25 protein-coding genes are annotated in these 24,929 nt (G+C 69.1%); 14 read left to right on the forward strand and 11 right to left on the reverse strand.

Annotation, left to right across the window (positions count from 1 at the left end):
• Positions 1-106 precede the first annotated feature (106 nt).
• A complete protein-coding gene (locus ABL838_RS29360; protein ID WP_418123136.1) occupies positions 107-997 on the forward strand; it encodes a LysR family transcriptional regulator in 891 nt (296 codons plus the stop codon).
• 21 nt (positions 998-1,018) lie between these two features.
• Here ABL838_RS29360 and ABL838_RS29365 read toward each other — a convergent pair whose 3' ends face one another.
• From ABL838_RS29365 to ABL838_RS29380, 4 genes are all read right to left on the reverse strand, one after another.
• Positions 1,019-1,621, reverse strand: coding sequence for a hypothetical protein (locus tag ABL838_RS29365; RefSeq protein ID WP_369660522.1), 603 nt, complete (start codon positions 1,619-1,621; stop codon positions 1,019-1,021).
• Positions 1,618-2,310, reverse strand: coding sequence for a hypothetical protein (locus ABL838_RS29370; RefSeq protein WP_418123137.1), 693 nt, complete (start codon positions 2,308-2,310; stop codon positions 1,618-1,620). Before ABL838_RS29370 ends, ABL838_RS29365 begins: the two co-directional genes overlap by 4 nt.
• Positions 2,307-3,149 (reverse strand): hypothetical protein, encoded by an 843-nt coding sequence (locus ABL838_RS29375; RefSeq protein ID WP_369660520.1) that lies wholly within the window; start codon positions 3,147-3,149, stop codon positions 2,307-2,309. The genes ABL838_RS29370 and ABL838_RS29375 overlap by 4 nt, the downstream gene beginning before the upstream one ends.
• Positions 3,150-3,248: 99 nt before the next feature.
• A complete protein-coding gene (locus tag ABL838_RS29380; protein WP_418123138.1) occupies positions 3,249-3,614 on the reverse strand; it encodes a hypothetical protein in 366 nt (121 codons plus the stop codon).
• A 26-nt stretch (positions 3,615-3,640) separates the two neighbouring features.
• Between ABL838_RS29380 and ABL838_RS29385 the strand changes: the two genes are divergently transcribed.
• On the forward strand, positions 3,641-4,630 hold the full coding sequence (locus ABL838_RS29385; protein ID WP_240650834.1) for an ATP-binding cassette domain-containing protein: 990 nt from the start codon (positions 3,641-3,643) through the stop codon (positions 4,628-4,630).
• A 2-nt stretch (positions 4,631-4,632) separates the two neighbouring features.
• The gene (locus tag ABL838_RS29390) at positions 4,633-5,460 is read left to right on the forward strand and encodes an ABC transporter permease (protein WP_184639706.1); all 828 of its coding nucleotides are present in this window, start codon (positions 4,633-4,635) and stop codon (positions 5,458-5,460) included.
• On the opposite strand, the gene ABL838_RS29395 is transcribed toward ABL838_RS29390, so the two are convergent.
• Complete coding sequence (locus ABL838_RS29395; protein WP_418123140.1) at positions 5,450-6,511, reverse strand: MerR family transcriptional regulator; 1,062 nt, start codon at positions 6,509-6,511, stop codon at positions 5,450-5,452. The two genes, ABL838_RS29390 and ABL838_RS29395, sit on opposite strands and share 11 nt — an antisense overlap.
• A 163-nt stretch (positions 6,512-6,674) precedes the next feature.
• On the opposite strand from ABL838_RS29395, the gene ABL838_RS29400 reads away from it, so the two are divergent.
• The 4 genes from ABL838_RS29400 (at position 6,675) to ABL838_RS29415 (ending at position 10,011) form a co-directional block, all read left to right on the forward strand.
• Positions 6,675-7,130 carry a MarR family winged helix-turn-helix transcriptional regulator gene (locus tag ABL838_RS29400; RefSeq protein WP_418123141.1) on the forward strand — a complete coding sequence of 152 codons (456 nt, stop codon included), beginning with the start codon at positions 6,675-6,677 and terminating at the stop codon, positions 7,128-7,130.
• Positions 7,131-7,236: 106 nt separating this feature from the next.
• Positions 7,237-7,662 carry an organic hydroperoxide resistance protein gene (locus tag ABL838_RS29405; RefSeq protein WP_126025461.1) on the forward strand — a complete coding sequence of 142 codons (426 nt, stop codon included), beginning with the start codon at positions 7,237-7,239 and terminating at the stop codon, positions 7,660-7,662.
• 163 nt (positions 7,663-7,825) lie between these two features.
• Positions 7,826-8,941 (forward strand): DUF2855 family protein, encoded by a 1,116-nt coding sequence (locus ABL838_RS29410; RefSeq protein WP_418123142.1) that lies wholly within the window; start codon positions 7,826-7,828, stop codon positions 8,939-8,941.
• Between the two features lie 35 nt (positions 8,942-8,976).
• Complete coding sequence (locus tag ABL838_RS29415) at positions 8,977-10,011, forward strand: serine/threonine protein kinase (protein WP_184639698.1); 1,035 nt, start codon at positions 8,977-8,979, stop codon at positions 10,009-10,011.
• Here ABL838_RS29415 and ABL838_RS29420 read toward each other — a convergent pair.
• Positions 10,002-10,904, reverse strand: coding sequence for a LysR family transcriptional regulator (locus ABL838_RS29420; RefSeq protein WP_418123143.1), 903 nt, complete (start codon positions 10,902-10,904; stop codon positions 10,002-10,004). The two genes, ABL838_RS29415 and ABL838_RS29420, sit on opposite strands and share 10 nt — an antisense overlap.
• A 100-nt stretch (positions 10,905-11,004) precedes the next feature.
• Here ABL838_RS29420 and ABL838_RS29425 point away from each other — a divergent pair, with 100 nt between their 5' ends.
• From ABL838_RS29425 to ABL838_RS29435, 3 genes are read left to right on the forward strand one after another with little or no spacing between them, the layout of a single operon-like run.
• Positions 11,005-12,696: an acyl-CoA dehydrogenase family protein gene (locus ABL838_RS29425; RefSeq protein WP_418123144.1), complete on the forward strand. Its 1,692-nt coding sequence runs from the start codon at positions 11,005-11,007 to the stop codon at positions 12,694-12,696.
• A 35-nt stretch (positions 12,697-12,731) separates the two neighbouring features.
• Positions 12,732-13,709 (forward strand): Bug family tripartite tricarboxylate transporter substrate binding protein, encoded by a 978-nt coding sequence (locus ABL838_RS29430; protein WP_418123145.1) that lies wholly within the window; start codon positions 12,732-12,734, stop codon positions 13,707-13,709.
• Between the two features lie 10 nt (positions 13,710-13,719).
• Positions 13,720-14,862, forward strand: a complete 1,143-nt coding sequence (locus ABL838_RS29435) for a CaiB/BaiF CoA transferase family protein (RefSeq protein WP_418123147.1) — start codon at positions 13,720-13,722, stop codon at positions 14,860-14,862.
• On the opposite strand, the gene ABL838_RS29440 is transcribed toward ABL838_RS29435, so the two are convergent.
• On the reverse strand, positions 14,848-16,194 hold the full coding sequence (locus ABL838_RS29440; RefSeq protein ID WP_418123148.1) for a UDP-glucose dehydrogenase family protein: 1,347 nt from the start codon (positions 16,192-16,194) through the stop codon (positions 14,848-14,850). The two genes, ABL838_RS29435 and ABL838_RS29440, sit on opposite strands and share 15 nt — an antisense overlap.
• Positions 16,195-16,290: 96 nt before the next feature.
• Between ABL838_RS29440 and ABL838_RS29445 the strand changes: the two genes are divergently transcribed.
• From ABL838_RS29445 to ABL838_RS29460, 4 genes are read left to right on the forward strand one after another with little or no spacing between them, the layout of a single operon-like run.
• Positions 16,291-17,319, forward strand: coding sequence for a glycosyltransferase (locus tag ABL838_RS29445; protein WP_418123150.1), 1,029 nt, complete (start codon positions 16,291-16,293; stop codon positions 17,317-17,319).
• Between the two features lie 52 nt (positions 17,320-17,371).
• Positions 17,372-18,382: a hypothetical protein gene (locus ABL838_RS29450; protein WP_418123151.1), complete on the forward strand. Its 1,011-nt coding sequence runs from the start codon at positions 17,372-17,374 to the stop codon at positions 18,380-18,382.
• Complete coding sequence (locus tag ABL838_RS29455; RefSeq protein WP_418123152.1) at positions 18,372-19,142, forward strand: hypothetical protein; 771 nt, start codon at positions 18,372-18,374, stop codon at positions 19,140-19,142. The genes ABL838_RS29450 and ABL838_RS29455 overlap by 11 nt, the downstream gene beginning before the upstream one ends.
• A 3-nt stretch (positions 19,143-19,145) precedes the next feature.
• Positions 19,146-20,273 carry a hypothetical protein gene (locus ABL838_RS29460; RefSeq protein ID WP_418123154.1) on the forward strand — a complete coding sequence of 376 codons (1,128 nt, stop codon included), beginning with the start codon at positions 19,146-19,148 and terminating at the stop codon, positions 20,271-20,273.
• 7 nt (positions 20,274-20,280) lie between these two features.
• On the opposite strand, the gene ABL838_RS29465 is transcribed toward ABL838_RS29460, so the two are convergent.
• From ABL838_RS29465 to htpG, 4 genes are all read right to left on the reverse strand, one after another.
• On the reverse strand, positions 20,281-20,646 hold the full coding sequence (locus ABL838_RS29465; protein WP_418123155.1) for a nuclear transport factor 2 family protein: 366 nt from the start codon (positions 20,644-20,646) through the stop codon (positions 20,281-20,283).
• A gap of 170 nt (positions 20,647-20,816) precedes the next feature.
• The gene (locus tag ABL838_RS29470; protein WP_418123156.1) at positions 20,817-21,809 is read right to left on the reverse strand and encodes a Bug family tripartite tricarboxylate transporter substrate binding protein; all 993 of its coding nucleotides are present in this window, start codon (positions 21,807-21,809) and stop codon (positions 20,817-20,819) included.
• A gap of 100 nt (positions 21,810-21,909) precedes the next feature.
• The gene (locus tag ABL838_RS29475) at positions 21,910-22,581 is read right to left on the reverse strand and encodes a hypothetical protein (protein ID WP_418123157.1); all 672 of its coding nucleotides are present in this window, start codon (positions 22,579-22,581) and stop codon (positions 21,910-21,912) included.
• Positions 22,578-24,614 (reverse strand): molecular chaperone HtpG, encoded by a 2,037-nt coding sequence (htpG, locus tag ABL838_RS29480; RefSeq protein ID WP_418123158.1) that lies wholly within the window; start codon positions 24,612-24,614, stop codon positions 22,578-22,580. Before htpG ends, ABL838_RS29475 begins: the two co-directional genes overlap by 4 nt.
• Positions 24,615-24,929 lie beyond the last annotated feature (315 nt).

Raw genomic sequence — 24,929 nt, forward strand, 5'->3', positions numbered from 1 at the left:
TTTTCTGCAAAGAGGTGGGACACGGATCGGATTCTTCTCTCTTGCACCGAATGAATGAATAGCCTTTCCTGTATTTGACTGCTGCGTTTTCCGGTTTAATTGCTGCATGGATCGCTTCAAGGCCATGCAGACCTTCGTTCAGATCGCCGACCAGGGCAGCCTGACCCGCGCCGCCGAGGCGTTGGGCACATCGCTGCCCGCGGTGGTGCGCTCGCTCGCCGCACTGGAGGCGCACCTGGGCGTGCGCCTGTTCCACCGAACCACGCGCCGCCTCTCGCTCACCGAGGAGGGGCGCAGCTACCTGCCGAGCGCACGCGAGGTGCTGCTCGCGGCCGATGCCGCCGACCTCGCGCTGAAAGCCGAGGCGCGCGAGCCCGCCGGCCAGCTCACCATCACCGCGCCGGTGCTCTTCGGCCACATGTACGTGGCACCTGCCATCGTGCGCTTCATGAAGCGCTACGAAAAAGTGCGCTGCAGCGTGCGGCTGTACGACCGCACCGTGAACCTGCTGGATGAAGGCATCGACGTCGGCATTCGCATCAGCCCGCTGGAAGATTCCTCGCTCGTCGCGCAGACCATGGGCACCATCCGCCGCGTGCTGGTAGCGAGCCCCGACTACCTTGCGCAGCACGGCACGCCGACGCACCCGCGCGAACTGAACGGCGCCCCGTGCGTGCGCGGCCGCGTCGATGCGCCGGCACAGTGGCAGTTCTACGAGGGCGGTAAGGCGATCAGCGTGACGCCCGACAACCGGCTGGAATTCAACCACCTAGCGCCCGCCATCGAATCGTGCGCCGCGGGCATGGGCTTCGGCACCTTCTTCTCGTACCAGGTGATGCCGCACGTGGCACGGGGCCGGCTGAAGCTGGTGCTCGAAGACTTCGAGCCGCCACCGCGGCCGGTGAGCGTGATCTATCCGAATGCGCGGCTGCTGCCGGCGCGCACTCGGGCGTTCATCGAGTGGATGAAGGCGGAGTTCTGCGGGCTCAGGCTTTGAACGGCGGAGCGCACCGCAGGTTCATGCGGCGGCCTCCAGCCATCCCGCGTCCATCGACTCCCGGCTGTCGAGCAGGCAGATCTCCGTCTCCTGCTTCAGCAGCGGCCAGCCCTGGCGCTCCAACTGGCCGGTCAGTGCCGCGACCCGAGCCTTGAACCCGTCCAGCGGTTCGCGGCTGCGCAGGGTGGCGAAGCGCACGTCCGTCTCGTCCTTCAGGCTGTTGCGCGAGAGGCGCGCGCCGTGCGTCTCGCACAGGTGCTGCAACGCGGAGGCGTCGTGCACGCGCAGCTTGCCGTGCCATTCGAAGTACTCGTCGGGCCGGCTCAGGCATTCGTGACCCTGGATGGGGGCCTCGACCTTCACGCGCAGCACGGCCATGCCCGCGCGCGCCAGCCACTGCGCAAGCGCCATCGCCTCGGCCTTCGCCTCGGCGAGGTCGCCACGCAGCCAGGTGGTGGCCATGGGCTGCTGCTTCTGCTCGCCGTGGGCGAGGTCGATCAGCAGCGGCTTGAGCCCCACCTGCTCGCAGACCTCGACGAAGAAAGGAATCCGCGCGGCATCCATCGCACCGCAAGTCAAGTGGAGTTCGAGCCGGCCTTTCAGCGGCCGCGGAATCGTGTTCATGGCGCGCCCCCCCGATCTGGCAGGGGCTTGCCGTCGCACAGCGCGGCCGTGTCGGCGACCATGCCGCGCACCGCTTCTTCCATGCCGAGGTTGAGCACCGACATGAATTCGCCATTGCCGCTGGCCCAGTTCGCGCGCGTGCCCATGCCGTGGTACTGGCGCATCACGGGCTCGGCGCCGGGCATGCGGTAGCTGGCCTGCAGCACGACGTGCGAGACGAGGTTGAGGCCCGACGACCACGAATGCGCCAGGCGCAGCGCGACGTCGGCCGTGACCTGCCTCGCAGCAGCGCCCGTCGAGGGCGGCACGGCACTCACCACCTGCAGGCTGTAGCGGCTTGCGGACAGCAGCGCACTGCGCGCCCACTCGACAGGATCGCCGCCGGCACGGATGGACTGCACCTTCACCGGCGTGGCGTGCAGCGTGGGCAGCATCAACGTCAGGTTGCCAACGCTGGCCTTGTTCAGGCGCATGTCGTCGATCTTCGGCAGATACAGCGTGCAGCCGCTGGCTACGCGCAGCACAGGGGCGGGCGTGCTGTTGGGCCGCTCGGCCGGCTCGGGTGCCGCTTCGTAGACCATGGGAAGCGGCTCGGTCTCGGTCAGCGCGTGCGAGATGCCCGGCGCGGCGCCGAGCATGCACAGCGCGCTGAAAGCGGCCGGCCTCCAGGCGTGGCGCCGCGGCGTCATGGCGCAGCGCTCCTGACCGAATAGAGCGCGCCGTCCTGGTCGCGGAACAGCACGCGGCCCGGCCGCTCGTCGAAGCTCTGGCCGGCCAGCGTCACCCACGAGCCGTTGACGTTGAAGCGCGCGGTCTTCACTGCGCCCGAGCGCGCGCCGGCGATGTCCAGCGCCACCGCATGCAGCGTCTGCGTCATCGACTCGCGCATCATGCCGCGCAGCACCTGCCCGTCATCGGCAGTGAGGCGGCGGATGACGGTGGCGCGCGCGACGCCGCCCACGGGCGTCTGGAAGATGGCCGCGGCGCGATAGCTGGGCTCGCTCCTGCCGTCCTGCCAGAGCAGGGCCGAGGTGCGCGTGGTGAAGGCGCCCAGGCCGGGCTCCAGCGCGTACTGCAGCAACAGCACCATGTAGGCGGGACCGTTCTTCGTGGCGGCGATGCGGGCCTCGTGCTCGGCCTTGACGGGCATGGCCGGAAGCAGCCGCGCGGAGCGGATCTTCAGCGGGAACGAAGACGGCTCGCCGAGCTGCGCCTCGAGCGCCCGGGCTGCCTCGGCGCGGTAGTCGTAGTCGAGCAGCGGGCCGACGATGGCCTGCACCTCGGCGCTCATGTCCTTCTGGCGCGACTGCTGCACGGAGGAATCGATGAGCGCACCGATCAGCCCGCCGCCCGTGGCGGCGCTCACGCCGGGCGACTGCGCGGAGAACATGAAGCTCTCTTGCGCGACGACCACGCGCAGGTCGACTTCCTGGACCTTGTTGCGGTCCGCGGCCGCCAGGGGCCGGTGAAAGGGTGCGCAGGCGCCGAGCAGCAGCAAGGCCGCCAGCGCCAGCCAGAAACGCAGCATTCTTGGGTCTCCCCCCGTGTGCAATGCCATTGGCTCATTCATCCGTCGATCGATGGGTGCGGCGATTTTGCCGCTGCCGGGAGCTCGCTCCGCCCCGGGTTATCGAGGGCCCATGGCGCCGGTCGTCTTCAGGCGGCTGTCGAGCATCCAGCCCATAGTGTCCTCGCCCGTCTTCGGGTGGATGAACATCACCTGAACCCATTCCTTGTACGGCGTGTAGACGGTGACGCGGTCCTTGGGTATCAGGAACTTGCCGCTGTCGCAGGCGGCGTCGGGCGCCGTGTGGAGATGCGCCCTGCCGGCGCCGACAACGACCGCGCCGTAGCGCGGGACGAAGCCAGGGCTCGCATTCGCGACCTCGTGGAGCTGTTCGCACCGTTTCGGATCGGCCGGCGCTGCCGCCGCCGTCACCTGCACCGCCGTGGCGGCCAGGCACGCCACGATCCATGAAGTTGCTCTGAACATCGGCGGATTGTCCATCGATTGAAGCGATGGGCACGCCCCGCGTCCGGCTGCGTCAGAATGGCCGCGTGCCGCCTACACCCTCTTCCTCCGCCCCGCCTCCCCTCTTCCACGCCAGCCATCTGCACAAGCGCTATGGCGACACCACGGTCGTGAACGACCTGTCGTTCGAGATCGCACCCGGCGAGTGCCTCGGCGTGATCGGCCCGAACGGCGCCGGCAAGACCACCACCATCCGCATGTGCCTGGGCCTCACCGCGCCCGACGGCGGCGAGATCTCGGCGCTGGGGCTGCAGATGCCGCGCGATGCGCTGGCGATCAAGGCGCAGCTGGGCGTGGTGTCGCAGTTCGACACGCTGGACCCCGACTTCAGCTGCGCCGAGAACCTCGTGGTGTACGGCCGCTACTTCGGCTTCAGCAAGGCGCAGGTGCGTGCGCGCGTTCCGCAGTTGCTGGAGTTCGCGGCGCTCTCGCACAAGGCCGACGCGAAGCCGGGCGAGCTCTCGGGCGGCATGCGGCGGCGGCTCTCGCTGGCGCGCGCGCTGGTCAACGACCCGAAGCTGCTGCTGCTGGACGAACCCACCACCGGGCTCGACCCGCAGGCGCGGCATCTGATGTGGGAGCGGCTGCAGGTGCTGCTGCAGCAGGGCAAGTCGATCCTGCTGACCACGCACTTCATGGACGAGGCCGAGCGCCTGTGCTCGCGCCTGCTGGTGCTGGACCACGGCCGCAAGATCGCCGAGGGCCGCCCGCGCGACCTGATCGCCGAGCACCTGGAGCCCGACGTGGTCGAGGTGTACGGCAACGGCGCGCTCTCGCTGGCCGGGTCGGCCGAACTGAAGGCGATGGCGGCGCGCGTGGAAGTCAGCGGCGAGACGGTGTTCTTCTACACCCAGGACGCGCGGCGGTTGCTCGATGCGCTGACGCGGCACGGCGGGCTGCGCACCTTCCACCGGCCCGCGAATCTCGAAGACCTCTTTCTCAAGCTCACGGGTCGCCAGATTCGTGAAGATGGCTAGACATGAACACGACCACCACCACAACCGCGCCCCCTTCGCCCTCACCGTGGCGCCCGCCCCAACTCTCGCTGCGCTGGTGGCCCGTGTTCCTGCGCAACCTGCTGGTGTGGCGCAAGCTCGCCATACCGAGCCTGATCGGCAACATCGCCGAACCGCTGATCTGGCTCGTGGCCTTCGGCTACGGCATGGGCGCGCTGGTGGGGCAGGTGTCGGTCGACGGCGTGAAGGTGCCGTACATCCTGTTCCTGGCGAGCGGCTCGATCTGCATGAGCGCGATGAACGCGGCGAGCTTCGAGGCGCTCTATTCGGCCTTCTCGCGCATGCACGTGCAGAAGACCTGGGACGGCATCATGAACGCCCCCGTGGGCCTCGATGACATCGTGCTGGCAGAGATGCTGTGGGCGGCGTTCAAGTCGATCTTCACCGTGACGGCCATCCTTTTCGTGATGCTGGGGCTGGGCATCAGCCACAGCCCGAAGCTCATCGTCGCGTGGATGGTGCTGATCGGCGCGGGCATCACTTTCTCCTCGATCGCGCTGATCTTCAATGCGCTGGCGAAGGGGTACGACTTCTTCACCTACTACTTCACGCTGTTCATGACACCGATGATGTTCCTGAGCGGGGTGTTCTTTCCGCTGGAGCAGTTGCCCGCCGCCGTGCAGGCAGTGGCCGCGTGGCTGCCGCTGACGAACGCCGTGGCGCTGGTACGGCCGCTCTTCATGGACCAGTGGCCCGCCGGCTGGTGGGTGCACGCGGTGGTGCTGGCGGTGTATGCGGTGGTGGCGTTCTGGATTGCGCTGGGGCTGACGCGCAAGAGGTTCAGGGCGTAGCAGCAGCGGCCTCCACGCGGCCCGGCGGAAACCACGCGATGACGCCCGCCGTCCGCGCGCGCACTTCCGGGGAGGCCAGGCAGGTGGCGACCGCTTCGTAGCCGGGTGCGCCGGAATACGGCGCGACCTGCATCGGCGGGCTGTGGTTGGCGGGACAGAGGATGACGGTTTCGTCAGGGCCCACGGCGGACAGGTCCAGGATCGCGCTGGAGCGGGTGAGCATGAAGATCGGCCGTGCGCCGGGGGCTCTTCGGCGCAGCCAGGCGATCAGGGCTTCCTGCGTTTGCTGGTCCAGGCCTTGCTCGATCATGTCCACGATGAGTGTGGTGGGGCCTTCGGCTTCGAGTTCGGAGAGCAGCACCAACAAGGCGTCCGATGGAGTAGCACCGTCTTCAGCGAGCCAAGCCATAGCTTCGTCGACTCTCGACTTCAACCGATGGTCGGCATGCAGTCTTGCCTTCGCTGCTGCCGCCTCGGCTTCTTCAAGTCTGTGCAATCCCAGGAAGACTGCATCGGGCAGCGCCTCGGCAAGGCTGTGCGCAAGCCGCGTCTTGCCGCTGCCGAGCGGGCCGATGATGTAGTTCAGCGCGCGGATGTCCCGCAGCTCGAAAAGCTCGCCACCCCAGGGCCACGGAAGCCGAAACGCGACGCGAACCTCGGTGGTTGGTGCGCGCAGGTCCGCGAGTTCGCCGATGGTCGGCGTGCGGCCTTGCAGCAGATCGGTTCGCAGGCTCCGAATCTTCGCGACCGTTGCTGCAAGCCCATGCAACTGCGCCTCCAGCGCTGCCTGATGAGCCGCCAATGTCTGCTCCAGCCCCTGCGGGTCGCCTTGCAACACTCGCCCCACCTGAGCAAGGCTGAAGCCGAGCGCTCGAAGCGCGACGATTTCGGCGGCAAGGGCCATCTGCTCAGGGCCATAGACACGCCAGCCTGCAGCGGTCCGCTCGGGCTCCACCAGACCACGCTGCTCGTAGAGCCGCAGGGCCTTGGCTGACACGCCGAGCCGCCTTGCGGCTTCGGACGGGCTGAGGAATCGGGTGTTGGATCGCACGATGAGAACCTTTTTCGACGAGTCTGCCTTTGTAAGGGCTGTCCCTGGGGCCGGGTCAACAGGCCGACACGAAAACCGGGTTTCATGTGCCCTGACCTCACCTCGATACTGACACTTTCAAATTACATTGCACACAATCTAATTGCTCGCTACAATTCAGCCTATGCGCTCCACCGCCATCAACGCCGACGAAATGCTGAAGCTGGACAACCAGCTGTGCTTCGCCGTCTATTCCGCTTCGCTGGCCATGACGCGGCTGTACAAGCCGGTGCTCGAGAAGCTGCAGCTCACCTACCCCCAATACCTCGTGATGCTCGCCCTCTGGGAGCAGGACGGCCTCATGGTCTCCGAGCTCGGCGAGCGCCTCTCGCTCGATTCGGGCACGCTCACGCCGCTGCTCAAGCGCCTGGAAGCCAGCGGCTACGTGGCCCGCGTGCGCGACGTGGCCGACGAGCGCCGCGTGCACATCACGCTGACTGCGGCGGGCCGCAGGCTCAAGAACCGCGCATCCAGCGTGCCGGCCTGCCTGATGGCCGCGGCCGAGTGCTCGGTGCCCGAGCTGGTTTCCCTCACCCAGCAGATCCAGGCGCTGCGCGACCGCATCAGGAAGGCAGCCTGACGGCAGCGCCACATTTTTCTCCCGCTCCGCTCGACCTCCGCAAGGAAAGAGAACGAAGCCTTTTCACCACCCTCCCTTCAACTTCATCACCACCAAAGGAATCACCATGACCACCAAGCTCGACAAAGTGCTCTACACCGCAGAAGCCCACACGGTCGGCGGCCGTGACGGCGCAGGCAAGTCCAGCGACGGCGCGATCGACGTCAAGCTGAGCTCGCCCGGTTCCGGCAAGCCCGGTACCAACCCCGAGCAGCTGTTCGCGGTCGGCTATGCCGCCTGCTTCATCGGCGCGATGAAGGCCGTCGGCCCGAAGATCGGCGTGAAGGTGCCGGAAGACGTCGCCATCGACTCCAGCGTTTCGCTTGGCCCGACGAACGGCGGCGCCGCCTACGGCATCGCCGTGAAGCTGGCGATCACGCTGCCCGGCCTGGATGCCGAGGCCAAGCAGAAGCTGGTCGACACGGCCCACCAGGTGTGCCCGTACTCGAACGCCACGCGCGGCAACATCGACGTCGAACTCAGCATCGCCTGAGCCTCGCGTACAAGCGAACCCGAAGCGGCCCGGCCCCAAGCCGGGCCGCTTTTTTTTTGCCCGCCGATGTCTCACGGGTGACGCCAAACACGGCTGCGCGATGGCGCCTTTCATCAAGCTTGGCTAACGTAGGCGAACACCACAACCGCCAGGAGCCACGCTCATGAGCACCACCAGCCTCCTCATCCGCAAAGACCAGCTCTCCACCACGCGCCTCCACACCGCCACAGACGAAGCACTCGCCGACGGCCAGGTGCGCGTGCGCATCGACAGCTTCGCGCTCACGTCCAACAACATCACGTATGCCGCCTTCGGCGACGCGATGAGCTACTGGCAGTTCTTCCCGAGCGGCGAGGAAGGCTGGGGCAGCATCCCTGTGTGGGGCTTCGCGAGCGTGGTGCAGTCGCTGCACCCGGGCGTGCCGGTGGGCGAGCGGCTCTACGGCTACTGGCCGATGGCCTCCAGCACGGTGCTGAGCCCCGGGCGGCTCTCGCCCGAGCGCTTCACCGACATGGCGCCGCACCGCGCCGAACTGCCCGCCGTCTACAACCAGTATTTCCGCTGCGCGAGCGACCCGCTCTACACGGCCGGCACCGAGGACATCCAGGCGCTGCTGCGCCCGCTGTTCATCACCTCGTGGCTGATCGACGACTTCATGGCCGACAACGACTTCTTCGGCGCCGGCACCATGCTGCTGTCCAGTGCATCGAGCAAGACGGCCTACGGCACCGCCTTCCAGATGCACAAGCGCGAGGGCATCGAAGTGATCGGCCTGACCTCGCCCGCCAACGTGGCGTTCTGCGAGAGCCTCGGCTGCTACGACCGCGTGGTGACCTACGACGCGCTCGACAGCATCGCGGCCGACACGCCCTGCGTGTACGTCGACTTCGCCGGCAACGGCACGCTGCGCAACGCCATCCATGAGCGCTTCGCCAACCTGAAGTACAGCAGTTCCATCGGCGGCACCCACGTCGAGCAGCTCGCGTCCAAGGGTGCGGGCAAGGACCTGCCGGGCCCGCGCGCCACGCTGTTCTTCGCGCCGGCGCAGATCAAGAAGCGCACCACCGAATGGGGCCCCGAGGAGTTCGGCCGCCGCATGGTCGCGGCCTGGCACGACTTCATGGCCACCGTCACCGATGCGAAGGCGCCCTGGCTGCATGCCGAGCATCACAACGGCGGCGTGGCGGTGCAGGCCGCCTACGCGCAGGTGCTGGCGGGCAAGGGCGATCCGCGCACCGGCCACATCCTGTCCCTTTGCAAGCAGTCCGCCGCAGGCTGACGCCAGGGGCATCGCGCGGCGACGACAATCGCCGCATGACCCAATCTTCCGCGGCGCCCGCGAACACACATCCTTACGAGAGCCTCACGCCGGACGTGGTGCTCGACGCGCTCGCGACGCTCGGCCTGTACGGCGACGGCCGGCTCACCGGCCTGAACTCCTACGAGAACCGTGTCTACCAGGTCCACCTGGAAGACCGCAGCGTGGTGGTGGTCAAGTTCTACCGCCCCGGCCGCTGGAGCGAGGCCGAGATCCTCGAGGAGCACGGCTTCTCGCTCGAGCTGGCCGCCGCCGAGGTGCCTGCCGTGCCCCCGCTGGCCTTCGACGGCAGGACGCTGCACCACCACGCCGGCTTCGCCTTCAGCGTGAGCCCCTACCGAGGCGGCCGCGCGCCCGAGCTCGACGATTTCGAAGTGCTCGAATGGGTGGGCCGCTTCCTGGCGCGCATCCATACGGTGGGCAGCGCCAGGCCTTTCGAGGCCCGCCCCGCGCTCGACCTGCAGAGCTTCGGCATCGCCTCGCGCGACTGGCTGCTCGCCAACGACAAGATCCCGCTCGACGTGCAGCGCGACTGGGAAAAGGCCTGCAACGAGGCGCTGGACATGATCGGCGCCACCGCGCTCGCGGCCAGCCCGCCTTCGGCCGACTTCCAGCCCCGCAAGCTGCGCCTGCACGGCGACGTGCACCCCGGCAACATTCTCTGGACGCCCACCGACCGCCCCGGCGGCGGCCCGCACTTCGTCGACCTCGACGACGCGCGCACCGGCTTCGCGGTGCAGGACCTGTGGATGCTGCTGTCGGGCGACCGCGCACAGCGCACCTCGCAGCTGTCGGGCCTGCTCGACGGCTACGAGCAGTTCCGCGAGTTCGACCGCCGCGAGCTGGCGCTGATCGAGCCACTGCGCACGCTGCGCCTCATCCACTACAGCGCCTGGCTGGCGCGGCGCTGGGAAGACCCGATCTTCCCGATCAACTTCCCGTGGTTCGGCTCCAGCGACTACTGGAAGGGGCAGATCCTCATGCTCGAGGAGCAGTGCGAGCAGATGGCGGAAGAGCCGCTCTACGCCTGATCGCCGCGGGTGGCGGCAAGGCTTTCGGCCACGCCTTCCAGCAGCCGCTCGACCAGCACATTGGCCGGCCCGCTGCGCCAGATGCCGTAGGCCTCCGACTGAGCCACGGCCCTGTCGAGCGGCCTGAACACCGCGCCGCGCAAGGCCGAATGCCGCATCGCCTGCGGCACCAGCGCCACGCCCAGCCCCTGCGACACCCACGAGACCACCGCGAGCCAGTGCCGCACCTCGTGCCGTACCTCGGGCAAGAAGCCCGCGTCGGCGCAGATGCTCAGGATGCGCTCGTGATAGTCGGGCGAGACCTCGCGCGAGAACAGCACGAAGGGCTGCTCGCGCAGGTCGGCCGGCGCCAGCACGCGCTTGCGCGCCAATGCGTGCCCGGCAGGTAGACAAGCCACGAAGGGCTCCGACAGCAGCAGCCGGTGCTGCAGCTCGTCCGGCACGCGGTGCGTGTGGGCGAAGCCCAGGTCGAGCCGGTCGTTCAGCAGCTCGGCGACCTGCATGCCCGAATTGAGCTCGCTCAGCGTGATGCGCACCGCCGGGTGCCTCGCCTGGAAGGCGCGCAGCGCCTGCGGCAGGCCCCGGTACAGCATCGCGCCGACGAAGCCGATGCGTAGCCGCCCGGCCGACCCCAGCGCCACGTCGCGCGCCTCGATGGCGGCCTCCTCGGCCTGCAGCAGCAGCCGGCGCGCCGAAATTCGCAGCGCCTCGCCCGCAGGCGTGAGCCGCACCTCCTTGCTGTTGCGCTCGAAGAGGCGCGCGCCCACGTTGTCCTCGAGCTGCCGTATCGCCACCGACAGCGGCGGCTGCGAGATCGACAGGCGCCGCGCCGCCCGCCCGAAGTGCAGTTCCTCGGCAAGCACGGAGAAGTAGCGCAGGTGCCGCAGTTCCATGGATAGTCAGATCGAATCGAACAAGACCGAATCGATATTAGACACGGATCGTTCGGGCTTCAACAATGCGCCAAACCAGAGACTCAAGGAGACAAAGCGCATGCCAGAGCACGCCCATCCGATCCCCGATCGCCACGGCCAGAACCTCTTCACCACCGACGCCGAGCTGCACGCCCTGCTCGCGCTCTACCTGCCCGACGACCTGCGCCGCCACATGCAGCCGCACTTCGAGCGCCTGGGCGGCCTCGCGGGCGGCCTGATCGACGAGTTGGCCGGCACCGCCGACCGCAACCCCCCGGTGCTGAAGCAGCGCACCCGCACCGGCCTGGACGAGCAGAAGATCGTCAAGCACCCCGCCTACGTGGAGATGGAGCGCCTCGCGCTCGCCGAATTCGGCCTGGCCGCCATCTCGCACCGTGACGACACGCTGGGCTGGAAGGGCAGGATGCCGCCGCTGGTCAAGTACGTGCTGACCTACCTGTTCGTGCAGGCGGAGTTCGGCCTGTGCTGCCCGGTGTCGATGACCGACTCGCTCACGCGCACGCTGAAGAAGTTCGGCAGCCCGGAGCTGGTCGCCAGATACCTGCCGCGCCTCACCTCGCTCGACTTCGACGAACTCGCGCAGGGCGCGATGTTCATGACCGAACAGGCCGCCGGCTCCGACATCGCCGCCACCGCCACGCTGGCCCGCCGCGAATCGGACGGCAGCTGGCGCCTCACGGGCGACAAGTGGTTCTGCTCCAACCCCGACGCCGACTTCGCGATGGTGCTCGCGCGCGCCGATGACGGCCCGCAGGGCATGAAGGGCGTGTCGCTCTTCCTGCTGCCGCGCCGGCTCGACGACGGCAGCCTCAACAGCTACCGCATCATCCGGCTGAAGGACAAGCTCGGCACGCGCTCCATGGCCAGCGGCGAGATCCGCCTCGAAGGCGCCACCGCCTGGCTGGTGGGCGAGGAAGGCCGCGGCTTCGTGCAGATGGCCGACATGGTCAACAACTCGCGCCTGTCGAATGGCGTGCGCGCCGCCGGCCTGATGCGCCGCGCGGTGGCCGAGGCCGAGTTCATCGCATCCGAGCGCCGCGCCTTCGGCCGCACGCTGGAGCAGATGCCGCTGATGCAGCGCCAGCTCGACAAGCTGCGCCTGCCCGCCGAGCAGGCGCGCACCATGGTGTGCCAGACGGCGCTGGCGCTCGCGCGCTCCGACGCGGGCGAGCCCGATGCGTACGCGCTGCTGCGCATCCTCACGCCGCTCATCAAGTTCCGCGCCTGCCGCGATGCGCGCAAGGTCACGGGCGACGCGATGGAGGTGCGCGGCGGCTGCGGCTACATCGAGGAATGGAGCGACGCGCGGCTCGTGCGCGACGCCCACCTGGGATCGATCTGGGAAGGCACGAGCAACATCGTGGCGCTGGACGTGATCCGCGCGGTGAAGCGCGAAGGCTCGCTGCCGGTGCTGCGCGCGCACTGCGAGAAGCTGCTTGCAGATGCGGCGCTGGCTCCCGCCTTCGCCAAGGCCCTGCGCGACGCGCTCGACCGCGCCGCCGCGCTCACCGAGACCGCCGCACGCGAAGGCGGCGACGTGCTCGCGCGCCAGGCCGCCTCCGCCCTCTACCACTGCACCAGCGCCATCGCCATGGCCTGGGAGGCCGCGCGCGGCGGCTCCGCAGCGCGCATGCGCTGGGCACAACTGGTGCTGCTGCACCGCGTGCTGCCGCGCGATCCGCTCTCGCCCGACGCGATGCCAGCCGACTGGAACGCGACGGCCGTTTCGCCCACGGCCGTGCCCGCCTGAGCTTTCTCTTTCATTCGAAGAATCGGAGACATCCCTTGAAACGCTTCACCCTCCTGCTGGCCGCCTGTGCCGCGCTGACGGCGGCCATGCCCGCTGCGCAAGCTGCCGACGCCTTTCCCTCCAAGCCCCTGATGCTGGTCGTGCCCTTCCCGCCCGGCGGTCCGACCGACGCGATGGCCCGCACGCTCGCCGCCGAGATGAAGGACCGCCTCGGCCAGCCCATGATCGTGGAGAACCGCGCGGGCGCAGGCGGCAACATCGGCGCCGAGTACGTGGCGCGCGCCGAGGCCGACGGCCACACGCTGCTGTTCGGTACCTCGGGCCCGCTGGCCATCAATTCGAGCCTGTACCGCAAGATCAACTACGACCCGGTGAAGAGCTTCGCGCCGGTGATCCAGGTCGGCTACCTGCCGAACATCCTGGTGGTCAACCCCACGCTGCCGGTGAAGAACGTGCAGGAGCTGGTGGCCTACGCCAAGGCCAACCCGGGCAAGCTCAGCTATGCCTCGTCGGGCAACGGCGCCTCGTCGCACCTCGCGGGCGTGCTCTTCAATTCGGTGGCGGGCACCGACCTGCAGCACATTCCCTACAAGGGCACGGGCCCTGCGCTCAACGACCTGCTGGGCAACCAGGTCAGCATGACCTTCACCGACATCCTCACCGCACTGCCCTACGTCAAGGCCGGCAAGCTGCGCGCGCTGGGCGTGGCCACCGTGGCGCGTTCGCAGGCGCTGCCCGATGTGCCGACGATTTCCGAGCAGGGCTACAAGGGCTACGACGTGAGCGTGTTCTTCGGCATCGTCGCGCCGGCCGGCACGCCTGCCGACCGCGTGAACAAGCTCAACCATGCGTTCGCCGAGGTGCTGAATTCGCCCAAGGTGAAGCAGATGTTCGCGGCGCAGGGCCTCGAAGTGCCGGCCGATACATCGCCGCAGAAGCTCGGGCAGTTCATCGCTGGCGAATCAGTGAAGTGGAAGGACGTCGTGAAGAAGTCCGGCGCGCAGCTCGATTGAGAACACCGAAATGAACCAGGCCTCCAAGGGCGCCCTCGCCGGCATCCGCGTACTCGACATCTCCCGCATCCTCGGCGGCCCCTACTGCGGCCAGATCCTCGGCGACCATGGCGCTGACGTGCTCAAGGTCGAGCCGCCCCAGGGCGACGACACGCGCACCTGGGGCCCGCCCTTCAGGGAAGGCGTGGCCTCGTACTACCACGGGCTCAACCGCAACAAGCGCGTGCAGCACCTCGACTTCTCGACCGAGGAAGGCCGCGGGGCGCTGCTCGCGCTGGTGGCCGAGGCCGACGTGCTGATCGAGAACTTCAAGACCGGCACCATGGAACGCTGGGGCATCGGCTACGAGGAGCTGTCGAAGCGCTTCCCGCGCCTCGTGTGGTGCCGCGTGTCGGGCTTCGGCGCCGACGGCCCGCTGGGCGCGCTGCCGGGCTACGACGCCGCCGTGCAGGCCATGACCGGCATCATGAGCATCAACGGCGAGGCCGACGGCGGCCCGCTGCGCGTCGGCCTGCCGGTAGTGGACATGGTGACCGGCCTCAACGCGGTGATCGGCGTGCTGCTCGCGCTGCAGGAACGCAACCGCAGCGGCCGCGGACAGTTCGTGGAGGCGGCGCTGTACGACAGCGGCCTGTCGCTGCTGCATCCGCATGCCGCCAACTGGTTCATGGACGGCACCGAGCCCCGCCGCACCGGCAACGCGCATCCGAACATCTATCCCTACGACGCGCTGGCCACCGGCACCGATCCGGTGTTCGTCGCCGTGGGCAACGATCGCCAGTTCGCGAGCCTGTGCCGCTGCATCGGCCTGCCCGAACTCGCTGAAGACCCGCTCTTCCGCACGGCCGGCGCACGCTCGGTGAATCGCGCGCAGCTCAAGCAGCGGCTCGAGGTCGCGATGGCCGCCTTCGATGGCCGCGCGCTGGTCGATCAGCTCATGGCCGCCGGCGTGCCCGCCGCGCCGGTGCTGCCGGTGGATGCAGCGCTGCAGCATCCGCACACGCTTCATCGCGAGATGGTGGTGGAGATGCCCGGCGGCTACCGCGGCATAGGCGCACCGGTGAAGCTTAGCCGCACGCCGGCCAGCTACCGGCATGCGCCGCTCACGCCGGGCGATGCCTTTGTGCCTTCGGAAGACTCAGCGCAGCATTGACGACCGGCCCCGGCCGATGCCGTAGTAGGCGATGCCCGCCGACTCGGCCTGCGCGGCGTCGTAGAGATTGCGCCCGTCGAAGATGACCGGCGGCGCGTTCAGCTCGTCGGCGATCAGCGAAAAGTCGGGCCGCCGGAACTCCTCCCACTCGGTGACCACGGCCAGCGCATCGGCTCCTTGCAGCGCCTCCTGCGCGGTGGTGCACCAGTGGATGTCGTCGCGCTCGCCGACGATGCCGCGCGCATTCGGCATCGCGGCAGGGTCGTAGGCCCGCACGCGCGCGCCGGCCGCCCACAGGCGTTCCAGCAGCACGAGGCTGGGCGCGTCGCGCATGTCGTCGGTGTCGGCCTTGAAGGCCAGGCCCCACACGGCGATGGTCCGGCCCGCGAGCGTGCCGCCGAAGTGCCGCGACATCAGCTCGAAGAGCCTGCCCTTCTGCTCGTGGTTGGTGGCAGCGACGGCGGAAAGGATGCGCAGCGCATGGCCCGCACGTTCGGCCGCATGCGTGAGCGCCCGCACGTCCTTCGCGAGGCAGGAGCCGCCATAGCCCACGCCGGCCTGCAGGAAGTCGGGCCCGATGCGCCGGTCGGCACCGATGCCGCGCCGCACCGCCTCGATGTCGGCGCCCGCCTGCTCGGCCACGCGCGCCATCTCGTTCATGAAGCTGATGCGGGTGGCGAGCATCGCGTTGGCCGCGTACTTGGCGAGCTCGGCCGAGCGGCGGTCCATCACGAGCAGCTGCCTTTGCGGGTCTTGAATGAAAGGCGCGTAGAGCCTGCTCAGCAGCCCGATGGCCCATGGATCTTCGCTGCCGATCACCACGCGGTCGGGCTGCCGGCAATCGCGCACGGCCGAGCCTTCGCGCAGGAACTCGGGGTTCACCGCCACCGCAATGCGGTGCCTCGCGCCGCGCTGCGCAAGCTCGCCGCCCAGCACGGCCTCGACCTGCGCGGCCGTGCCCACGGGCGCGGTCGATTTGCAGACCACCAGCGCGTCGCGGTCGCGATGCCGCCCGATGGCGGCGGCCACCGCGATGACGTGCCGCAGGTCGACCCGCCCCTGCGCATCGGCCGGCGTGTTCACCACGATGAAGAGCAGCTCGCCATGCTCGCAGGCTGCGCGCTCGTCGGCGGTGAAGCGCAGCGCGCCCGCCGCGACGCCCGAGGCCACCAGCGCTTCCAGGCCGGGCTCATGCAGCGGCATCCGGCCGCCCTGCAGGCCCTCGATGCGCGCCGGGTCGGCGTCCGCGCAGAGCACCTCATGGCCCGCCTCGGCCAGGCAGGCGGCGAAGCTCAGGCCCACGTAGCCCGCGCCGAAGATGGTCACCTTCATGGACGGTCCCATGGCGTGCGGCACTGGTGGCGGGCGCGGTTGTGCGATAAAAGCAGGATGCAAGCCTTCAAAACGATGTCCGGACAGGAAAATTCGATGATGCCCGATCAAGTTGCCGCGCGTTGCGCGCTGGTCCTGGAGACCAACAACCTGCGCGGCGGCGCCGATGCAGAGGCCAGGGCGGGCGAAAGCCTGCAGCGCCTCGTCGCCCTGCTGGCGAAACAGAAGCTGCCGCTGAGCGCGCTCGCGCAGGTGGTCATCACGCACGACGGATTGAGCCCTGCCACCTGCGAGGCCGTGAGCGCGCTCGCCGGCCGCCCCATCGACTTCGTGCGCATCGACACGAGCACCGGCTATTACGACGCCAAGAACGCCGGCTTCGCGGCCACCGACGCGCAGCGCTGCACGCACGTGGTGTTCGCCGACGCCGATTGCCTGCCCGACGACGACTGGCTGCTGCAGATGCTGCTGCCGTTCACCAAGGGTGCCGACGCCCCCGCCGTGGTGGCTGGCCGCACCAGCTATGCGGCCAATGTGGTGGGCACGGCCCTCACCACCATCGACTTCATGTACTTCCCCAACGCCGACCATGCGGGGGCCACGAGCAACTTCTACGCGAACAACGTGGCCTTTCGCCGCGACGTGTTCGAGCAGCACAGCTACCAGGCGCTCGACGGCGTCTACCGCGCGCACTGCCAAGTGCTCGGCATGCGGCTGAAGGCGGCGGGCGTGCCCATCCACTACGCGGCCGCGGCGCACACCGAGCATCGCCTGCCCGACACGCGCGCCGAAGCGCTGAAGCTGCGCTGGATGCGCGGGCAGGACACCTACTCGCTCACGCCGCACCTGCTGCGCAGCTACGTGTCGCCGCGCTGGCAGTGGCTCGCGAAGAGCGGTCCGATCGGGCCGCTGGCGGTGCTCTTCACGCGGCTGGGCTTCAGCATGAAGGCGCTGAACCATCAGGACCTGCCGCCGCTGCGCGGACTGCGCTGGCTCGCGGGCGTGGCGCTCATCCTCGGTTTCTCGGCCGTCGACATGCTGGGCGCGTTCGCGCGCGGCATCGGCTGGCACACGACCGGGCGCACCAATGCCGATGCGCAGGCGCTGTCGTATCACCGGCCCTGACCGAGCCCCCTTTCGCCTGCTTTATTCCGCAGAAAAAGAAGAACCAAAGATCATGCTCAGCTTCCCTTCGCTTTCCATCCGCCGCGCGGCACTGGGCCTCGCGCTCACAGGCGCGTTCACGCTGGCTGGTGCCGCCGACTTCGCGGGCCGCGGCGTCTTCAACTTCAAGTCCGACGCCGGCTGCCCATTCGCGGCGCTCGCGGGTGGCGGCAGCGAGTGCAACCGCCTTGCGCTGGACGACGCCGACACCCACGCCGCGCTCGACGCCGCGGCGCACACCATCCGCTTCGCCAGCACCCGCAGCTATCCCGAGAAAACCATCGTCGGCGACGTGCTGCTGCAAGGCTCGGGCCGCGCGCGCGACGGCCAGCGCGTGCCGCTGACCTTCCACGCGCTGCTGAGCCGTTCGGGCACCGAGTGGTCGGTGAGCAGCCATGCGCACTCGCCCGTAAGCGGCGAGTTCGACGACATCCGCATCGATCCGTACAAGGTGACGGTGAACGAGCCCGGCACCGAGCGCGTGATGCTCGCCCCCGAGCAGATCGTCGAGGCACTGGCCAGGCCATCGCTGGCCGCGCGGCTGGCCAACGTCTTCGTGCAGGTGGACGACAACCGCGCCGACGGCGCCAGGGACGCCGACATCACCATCGGCCTGGGCCTGAGCCGCGCCTCGAAGTCGGTGGCGCGCGCGCGTTTCCGCGCGCCGGGCGCCAAGGGCCGCGACCTGGCGGAGGCGATGCAGCAGGGCAACTGGACGCTGGAGCTGCAGGCACTGAGCGGCCAGATCCCGCGCCAGGTGGTACAGCGCGACCTGTTCCTGTACGGGCTCGAATCGCAGTCGCTGCTGCAGCCCTTGCTGCAGCGCGGCTTCCGCAAGAACGAGAAGCTGCTTCTAGGCGCCGCCAACGGCAAGGGCTACATCCGCTACGACGGCCAGCAGCGCGAGTTCGCGGGTGCCGACGCGGCCGCGCGCGCCTTCCTGCAGGACAGCTTCATCGGGCTGGTGCTGGGCTGGCAGCAGCAACAGCCGCAGACGGCGAAGACAAAGGCCGATGGCCGCTGAACCCGCATCCGGCACCGCGCCCGGCTTCGACTGCCTCTCGCCGCCGCGGCTGCGCGGCTGGCCCGCGCTGCAAGCCTGGCTGGTGCATCACGTCAAGCGCGCCGCGCTGCGCCAGCTGCATGCGAGCAACGAGGGCGAGATGCTGCTGCTGCGCTTCTACCTGGTGGGCGAGGAGTCGTCCGAGCAGGCCCTGCAGCGCGAACTGCGCGTCGCGCCGCCCGAGTGGCTGGCGCGCCAGCTCGACCAGCACCTGGCCGACGAGCAGCTGCACGCGCGCCTGTTCGCGCAGGCCATCGTCGAGCGCGGCGGCAATGCGCAGGCCGCTGCGTCGCCGGAAGAAGCGCCACAGCCCGACTGGTTCAGCCGCCGCAAGCTCGCGCGCTGGCAGGCGCTGATCCGCCGCCACGCGCCGCACTTTGCACACGGTGGCCTGGTGCCGGCCTACGCCATCGGCCTCGCGGCCGAGCAGATGGCCTCGCGCATCCTGCAGCGCCACTGCGCGCTGATCGGCCCGCAGCACGCGCTGCATCCGCTGCTGTCGCGCGTGATGGCCGACGAGGACCGCCACATCCGGCTGTGCAGCCACACGCTGCAGCGATGCGTGGCGCCGCACGAGCAGCAGCGGCTCGCGCGGGTGATGCGCGAGGTGCGCGACACCGAGCGCGGCTTCGGCGTGACCGGCGCGCTCGGCATGTGGCTGGCCGGCGTGGCGCTGCGCCTGCGCCCCGGCTCGGCACCGCCGGTGCGGCACCACGCCTGAGCGATGCCGCCGCGCATCCTCTACCTCGCGACCGCGGACGCGCGCGGCCACCTCATGCGCGCGCAGCTGCTCACGCATGCGTTGCACGAAGCGGGGGCGCAGGTGCGCGTGCTCACCACCTCGGACGAAGGCGCGCGCTTCCTGGCCGGCTTCGGCATCGACGCGCCGGTGCTCTCGCGCCACTACGCGGTGCAGTTCGACACGCAGCAGAACATGCTGCGCCGCGAGACCGACCGCAACGTGGCGCTGTACATGTTCAGGCCCGAACGCATGCTGCGCGACGTGTGGAAGCTGCGCGCACACTTGCGCGATGCCGACCTGGTGGTGAACGACTCCTTCCACCCCGCGCTGCTGCTGATGGGCTGGCTGCCCTTGTGGCGGCGCAAGGTGGTGCACGTGTACGGCGCGAGCCTGCGGCATGCGCTGGAGACCAACTTCAGCGGCCGCATGCCGGGCTTCGTCGCCCGGGTGTTCGGCCGCATCGTGGCCTGGCAGATCGACCGCAGCCTCGCGCGCATCGAGCACGACTTCGCCTACGGCGAACCGCAGCACGATGGACATGGCCGCCACCGGCTGGCCACGCCGGTGGCGGTGGTCGATGCGGTGGACAGGGGCGATGCAACGCGGCAACGCGTGGCGGCCGTCTACCTCAACCCGCACTTCCAGGAACCGGCGCTGGCCGACGGGCTCGAGCAGGGCCTCGCCGACGCCGGCGTGCCCGCGCACCTCGTCGGCGAGGGCTATGCGCATCGCCCGCACTGGCATGCGCGCGACGAGCACTGGATCGAGGCCGCCGCGCACAGCGCCTTCATCGTCTCGGCGCCGGGCATGGCGGCGCTGTCGATCGCGGCGGTCTACCGCAAACCGATCCTGCTGCTGCTTACCGACCAGCCCGAGCAGGCGATCAACGCGGGCCGCGCGGCGCAGTTGGGGCTGGCGCACCGGGTGGTGGTGTGGCGCGGCGATGCACCGAAGTTCGCGCGGGCGGTGGCGGGCGCGGCGGAGGAACTGCTCGCGGCATCTGCCGATGGCGCAGCGCGCAATGCCGATGGCCGGCAGGCGGCCATCGAGCGGCTCCGGCAATGGGTCGGGCTGCTTTACGGGCTTGCCGCGGCCAACGCGCAGCGATAGGCGGCCCTCAGCCCTGGGCCTGCGGGCGGGCTTCGACGACGAAGGCCTGCAGCTCGGCCAGCCGGCCGTCGCGAAAGCGCCAGACGTCGCAGTACGCATGGCGGGTCGCCTTGCCGGCCTCGTCCTTCAGCGTGATCTCGCCAAGGGCCGCGAGAAAGTCGCCGTCGGCGATCAGGCGGTGCACCTCGAACCGGGGCGGCTCCCGGTAGGCGGTCGCCATCCATTCGCGCACCGCCTGCTTGCCATCGAGCGTTCTGTCGCCGACGAAGGTCCACTTCGTGTCGTCGGTGCAGAACGCGAGAAATCCTTCGTGGTCGCCCTGGGTGATGGCTGCGTTGGCCTTTTCGAGAATCGCCTTGTGGGTCTCGGACATCCGGAACTCTCCTGTGTTCGTGCGGCGCATGCGAATGCACGCGTGCCGGCGAAGGCGAATTTCCATCAGTCCGGCCTGCCCGGTTGCCGGCCCGGCCGCAACGACGATGTCAGTCTTCGGCTCGTGGGCTCCTGTTACTGGTGTCCTCCCGGGACAAGCAAGGGGCCTGGCTAATCCAACGAAAGATTCAGGTCGCGGATCAGCGGATGCCACCGCGCCGATTCGCCCTGCAGCAGCGCCGCGAAGCGCGAGGGCGTGTCGCCCGCGGGCTCCACGCCGAACTCGGCCAGCCTGCGCAGCACTGCGGGGTTGTGGATGGCGCTGGCCACCGACTGCTGCAGCCGCGAGACGATCTCGCCCGGCGTGTTGGCGGGCACCACCAGGCCCAGGAGCGCGGCGGCCTCCACGCGCGGCAGGCCGATCTCGGCGAAGGTGGGCACGCGCGGCAGCTGCGCCAGGCGCACGGGGTTCGCCACCGCCAGCGGGCGCAGCCTGCCGCCGGGGATGAAGCGGCGCGAGGCGGCCAGGTCGCACATGATCACCGGCAGCTGGCCGCCGGCCACGTCGGCCACCGCGGCTGCGGCGCTGCGATACGGCACGTGCACCATTTCCAGGCCAGCCTCTCGTTCGAGCAGCTCCATCGAAAGGTGCTGCGGGCTGCCGGTGCCGGCCGAGGCGTAGCTGACCTTGCCGGGGAAGGCGCGCGCGTCGTCGATGAAGGCCCGCGCATCCTTCACGCCGCTGGCCGGCCCCACCAGCAGCACCATCGGCAGGCGCCCGAGCAGGGTGACGGGCTCGAAGTCGCGCGAGGGGTTGTAGCTGAGGTTGCGGTACAGCGCCGGGTTGAACACCAGCGTGCCGCTGTCGGCCGACAGCAGCGTGTAGCCGTCGGCCGGGGCGCGCGCCGCCTCGATGGCGCCGAGCGCGGTGTTGCCACCGCCGCGGTTCTCGATGGTCACCGACTGGCCCGAGTCGATGGCCAGCTGGGCGCCGATGGTGCGCGCGACGATGTCGGTGCCCGCGCCGGCCTGGTAGGGCACGATCCAGCGGATGGGCTTGGAGGGGTAGGCGAACTGCGCCTTCGCCGCTCGCGGCAGCCACGGCGCGGCCGCGAGCGTGGTCGTGGCCAGCAGTTGCTGCAGAAGCGGTCGGCGGCGTGTCATGGGGCGGAGGAAGGGTCCTGCGCCATGGTAGTGGCATCGCCCGATGCCGGGCGGCTCGGGGCGCACGAGGCCACAAGGGCCGAGCGGGATCAGGAAGAGATCAGGGCGCGACCGGATTGCCAGGCGTGCCGGCCTCGCGGGCCGATGCCGCGGCGGCGGCCACGGCCGGCGTGCGGTAAGTGACGTTCACGGCGGGCGCCGCTGCGGCGACAGGCGCCACGGGAGCGATGGGCTCGGGCGGCGGGCGCGTGATCTTGACCAGCGGCGCCCTCCTGACTGGCGCAGGCGCCGCGGCCACCGGAGCCGGCGGAACGACAGGCGCCACGGGCGTGAACGGCGCCTCTGGCGTCGAGTAGTACTGCACGGGGGTGCCGGGCGCGGCGGCGGGCGCTGCGGCGGCCACCCCGCTGGTCGCCGCGGCTGGTGCAACGGGTGCGCCAAGTGCGGCGGGCGCCGCCACCGGCTGGCCCTTCGGGTCGTAGAGCATCGCGCTCTTGCTCACGCCGGTGCGCACCGGCCCCACGCCGACGCCCACGCCGGCCGAGCCCGACACCTGCCCGCCGTTGTTCACCGCCACGCCCGCGCCGAGCGGGCCGAAGCCGGTGTTCAAGCCGACGGAGAAATTGCCGTCCTTCGTGGCGCCGAGCCCCAGCGAGAGCCCGGGCACCAGTGGAATGCCGACGTGGTAGTGGGAACAGCCGCCCGCCAGGAGCAGCAGCGCCGCCGCCGGAACGACGGCCGCTGCCCGGATGACGCGCGGCCGGCCGTTCACACCAGCAGCGCGTTGACGCGCCTCACGTAGGCCGCCGGGTCCGCCGGCAGGCCGCCTTCGGCCAGCAGGGCCTGGTCGAACAGGATGTTGGCCAGGTCGTCGAAGTGCGAGGAGCCCTCGAGCTTCTTCACCAGCGGATGCTCGGCGTTGACCTCGAGCACCGGCTTGAGCTCGGGCGCGGGCTGGCCGGCCTGCTTGAGCATGCGCGCGAGCTGCGTGCTCATGCCGCCGTCCTGCACCACCAGGCAGGCGGGCGAGTCGACCAGGCGGGTGGTCACGCGCACGTCTTCGGCCTTGTCCTTGAGCGCCTCCTTGAGCTTCTCGAGCACGGGCTTGAACGACTCGGCGGCTTCCTCGGCAGCCTTCTTCTCGGCCTCGTCCTGCAGCTTGCCGAGGTCGACCGCGCCCTTGGCCACGCTCTGCAGCGGCGTGCCGTCGAACTCGTTGAGGTAGTTCAGCGCCCACTCGTCGACACGGTCGGTCATGAGCAGCACCTCGATGCCCTTCTTCTTGAAGACTTCGAGCTGCGGACTGTTCTTCGCGGCTGCGAGCGTGTCGGCCGTGATGTAGTAGATGGCGTCCTGGCCTTCCTTCATGCGGGCCTTGTAGTCCGCGAAGCTCACGCTCACCGAGTCGGTGGTGGTGGAGGCATAACGCAGCAGCTTGGCGATGCGGTCGCGGTTGGCGAAGTCCTCGCCCAGGCCTTCCTTGAGCACCGCGCCGAACTCGGCGTAGAACCTGGCGTACTTGCCCGATTCGTCGGCTGCGGCTGCGGCGGTTTCAGCGGCGGTGGGGGCGTTCTTGTCGACCACATCGGTCACGCCTTCGGTGGGGTCCGGTGCCGGCACCGACTCGCCCGAGCCCACGTCGATCCTGCCCTCGCCGCTCTCGGGCGCGGTCTTCTGCTTCTTCGCCAGGTCTTCCAGCATGCCGAGCACGCGCTTGGTGCTGCCCTCGCGGATGGCCTTCACGTCGCGGCTTTCCTGCAGCAGCTCGCGGCTCACGTTCAGCGGCAGGTCGGCCGAGTCGATCACGCCCTTGACGAAGCGCAGGTAGCTGGGCATCAGCGCATCGGCGTCGTCCATGATGAAGACGCGCTTCACGTAGAGCTTCACGCCCGCGCTCTTGTCGCGGTTCCAGAGGTCGAAGGGGGCCTTGGCCGGGATGTACAGCAGCTGCGTGTACTCGGTGCTGCCTTCCACGCGGTTGTGGCTCCAGGCGAGCGGGGCCTCGTAGTCGTGGCTGATGCTCTTGTAGAACTCCTCGTACTGCTCGGGGGTGATGTCCTTCTTGGGGCGGCTCCACAGGGCGTTGGCCTTGTTGACGGTTTCCCACTCGCCGGTCTTCACCATGTCGCCGGGCTGGTCGTTCTCGCCGTCCTTCCACTCTTCCTTCTCCATGAGGATGGGCAGGGAGATGTGGTCGGAGTACTTGCCGACGATCTGCTTGAGCTTCCAGGCGTTGAGGTATTCGTCTGCATCTTCGCGCAGGTGCAGCGTGATGCTGGTGCCGCGCTCGGCACGCGTGATGTCGGCCACCTCGAAGTCGCCGGCGCCGCCGCTCACCCAGCGCACGCCCTGGTCGGCCGGAAGGCCCGCGCGGCGCGACTCGACCGTGATCCTGTCGGCCACGATGAAGCCCGAGTAGAAGCCCACGCCGAACTGGCCGATGAGCTGGGCGTCGGCCTTCTGGTCACCGCTCAGCTTGCTCATGAAGTCCTTGGTGCCGCTCTTGGCGATGGTGCCGAGGTTGTCGATCGCCTCCTGGCGCGACAGGCCGATGCCCTTGTCGGTGATGGTGATGGTGCGCGCGGCCTTGTCGAAGCTCAGGCGCACGTCGAGGTCGGACTGGCCTTCGTAGAGCTCGGGATGGTCGAGGGCCTCGAAGCGCAGCTTGTCGCAGGCGTCCGATGCATTCGAGATCAGCTCGCGCAGGAAGATTTCCTTGTTGGAGTACAGCGCATGCGTGACGAGGTGCAGCAGTTGCGCGACTTCAGCCTGGAACGGGAGTTTGGTTTTGGAGGAATCAGCCATGGAAATTGAAATGTCGAAACCGGAAAAATTCTAAGTCGGGCGCGGCGCTGCAGGGCGCCGCCGCGCCAACGTCTTCAATTGGGCCGTCTTTTGTTCTCATCAAGAGCAAATGAAATCCAACGTTCCATTTTTGGCCTTCCTGAAGGTCCGAGGCTCGCGTCCTCCTCTGGGGAAAACCCTCCGCGCCCCGAAAAATTGACTCTTGTTAACAGTTCTGAAATATCCTGACGACTGCCAAGAAGTGACACGAACAGGGGTGCAGCCCCGGGGAACGAGACAAGGGATGACTTCTGATGACTTGCACGTCGCCAGGGG

This window comes from Variovorax sp. 160MFSha2.1, assembly GCF_048305075.1.
GTDB lineage: Bacteria > Pseudomonadota > Gammaproteobacteria > Burkholderiales > Burkholderiaceae_C > Variovorax > Variovorax guangxiensis.

Bases quoted from the DNA above. Each gene is read 5' to 3' on its own strand.
- ABL838_RS29360 (WP_418123136.1), top strand. From the start codon at position 107: ATGGATCGCTTCAAGGCCATGCAGACCTTCGTTCAGATCGCCGACCAG.
- ABL838_RS29365 (WP_369660522.1), bottom strand. From the start codon at position 1,621: ATGAACACGATTCCGCGGCCGCTGAAAGGCCGGCTCGAACTCCACTTG.
- ABL838_RS29370 (WP_418123137.1), bottom strand. From the start codon at position 2,310: ATGACGCCGCGGCGCCACGCCTGGAGGCCGGCCGCTTTCAGCGCGCTG.
- ABL838_RS29375 (WP_369660520.1), bottom strand. From the start codon at position 3,149: ATGCTGCGTTTCTGGCTGGCGCTGGCGGCCTTGCTGCTGCTCGGCGCC.
- ABL838_RS29380 (WP_418123138.1), bottom strand. From the start codon at position 3,614: ATGTTCAGAGCAACTTCATGGATCGTGGCGTGCCTGGCCGCCACGGCG.
- ABL838_RS29385 (WP_240650834.1), top strand. From the start codon at position 3,641: ATGGGCACGCCCCGCGTCCGGCTGCGTCAGAATGGCCGCGTGCCGCCT.
- ABL838_RS29390 (WP_184639706.1), top strand. From the start codon at position 4,633: ATGAACACGACCACCACCACAACCGCGCCCCCTTCGCCCTCACCGTGG.
- ABL838_RS29400 (WP_418123141.1), top strand. From the start codon at position 6,675: ATGCGCTCCACCGCCATCAACGCCGACGAAATGCTGAAGCTGGACAAC.
- ABL838_RS29405 (WP_126025461.1), top strand. From the start codon at position 7,237: ATGACCACCAAGCTCGACAAAGTGCTCTACACCGCAGAAGCCCACACG.
- ABL838_RS29410 (WP_418123142.1), top strand. From the start codon at position 7,826: ATGAGCACCACCAGCCTCCTCATCCGCAAAGACCAGCTCTCCACCACG.
- ABL838_RS29415 (WP_184639698.1), top strand. From the start codon at position 8,977: ATGACCCAATCTTCCGCGGCGCCCGCGAACACACATCCTTACGAGAGC.
- ABL838_RS29420 (WP_418123143.1), bottom strand. From the start codon at position 10,904: ATGGAACTGCGGCACCTGCGCTACTTCTCCGTGCTTGCCGAGGAACTG.
- ABL838_RS29425 (WP_418123144.1), top strand. From the start codon at position 11,005: ATGCCAGAGCACGCCCATCCGATCCCCGATCGCCACGGCCAGAACCTC.
- ABL838_RS29435 (WP_418123147.1), top strand. From the start codon at position 13,720: ATGAACCAGGCCTCCAAGGGCGCCCTCGCCGGCATCCGCGTACTCGAC.
- ABL838_RS29440 (WP_418123148.1), bottom strand. From the start codon at position 16,194: ATGAAGGTGACCATCTTCGGCGCGGGCTACGTGGGCCTGAGCTTCGCC.
- ABL838_RS29445 (WP_418123150.1), top strand. From the start codon at position 16,291: ATGATGCCCGATCAAGTTGCCGCGCGTTGCGCGCTGGTCCTGGAGACC.
- ABL838_RS29450 (WP_418123151.1), top strand. From the start codon at position 17,372: ATGCTCAGCTTCCCTTCGCTTTCCATCCGCCGCGCGGCACTGGGCCTC.
- ABL838_RS29455 (WP_418123152.1), top strand. From the start codon at position 18,372: ATGGCCGCTGAACCCGCATCCGGCACCGCGCCCGGCTTCGACTGCCTC.
- ABL838_RS29460 (WP_418123154.1), top strand. From the start codon at position 19,146: ATGCCGCCGCGCATCCTCTACCTCGCGACCGCGGACGCGCGCGGCCAC.
- ABL838_RS29465 (WP_418123155.1), bottom strand. From the start codon at position 20,646: ATGTCCGAGACCCACAAGGCGATTCTCGAAAAGGCCAACGCAGCCATC.
- ABL838_RS29470 (WP_418123156.1), bottom strand. From the start codon at position 21,809: ATGACACGCCGCCGACCGCTTCTGCAGCAACTGCTGGCCACGACCACG.
- htpG (WP_418123158.1), bottom strand. From the start codon at position 24,614: ATGGCTGATTCCTCCAAAACCAAACTCCCGTTCCAGGCTGAAGTCGCG.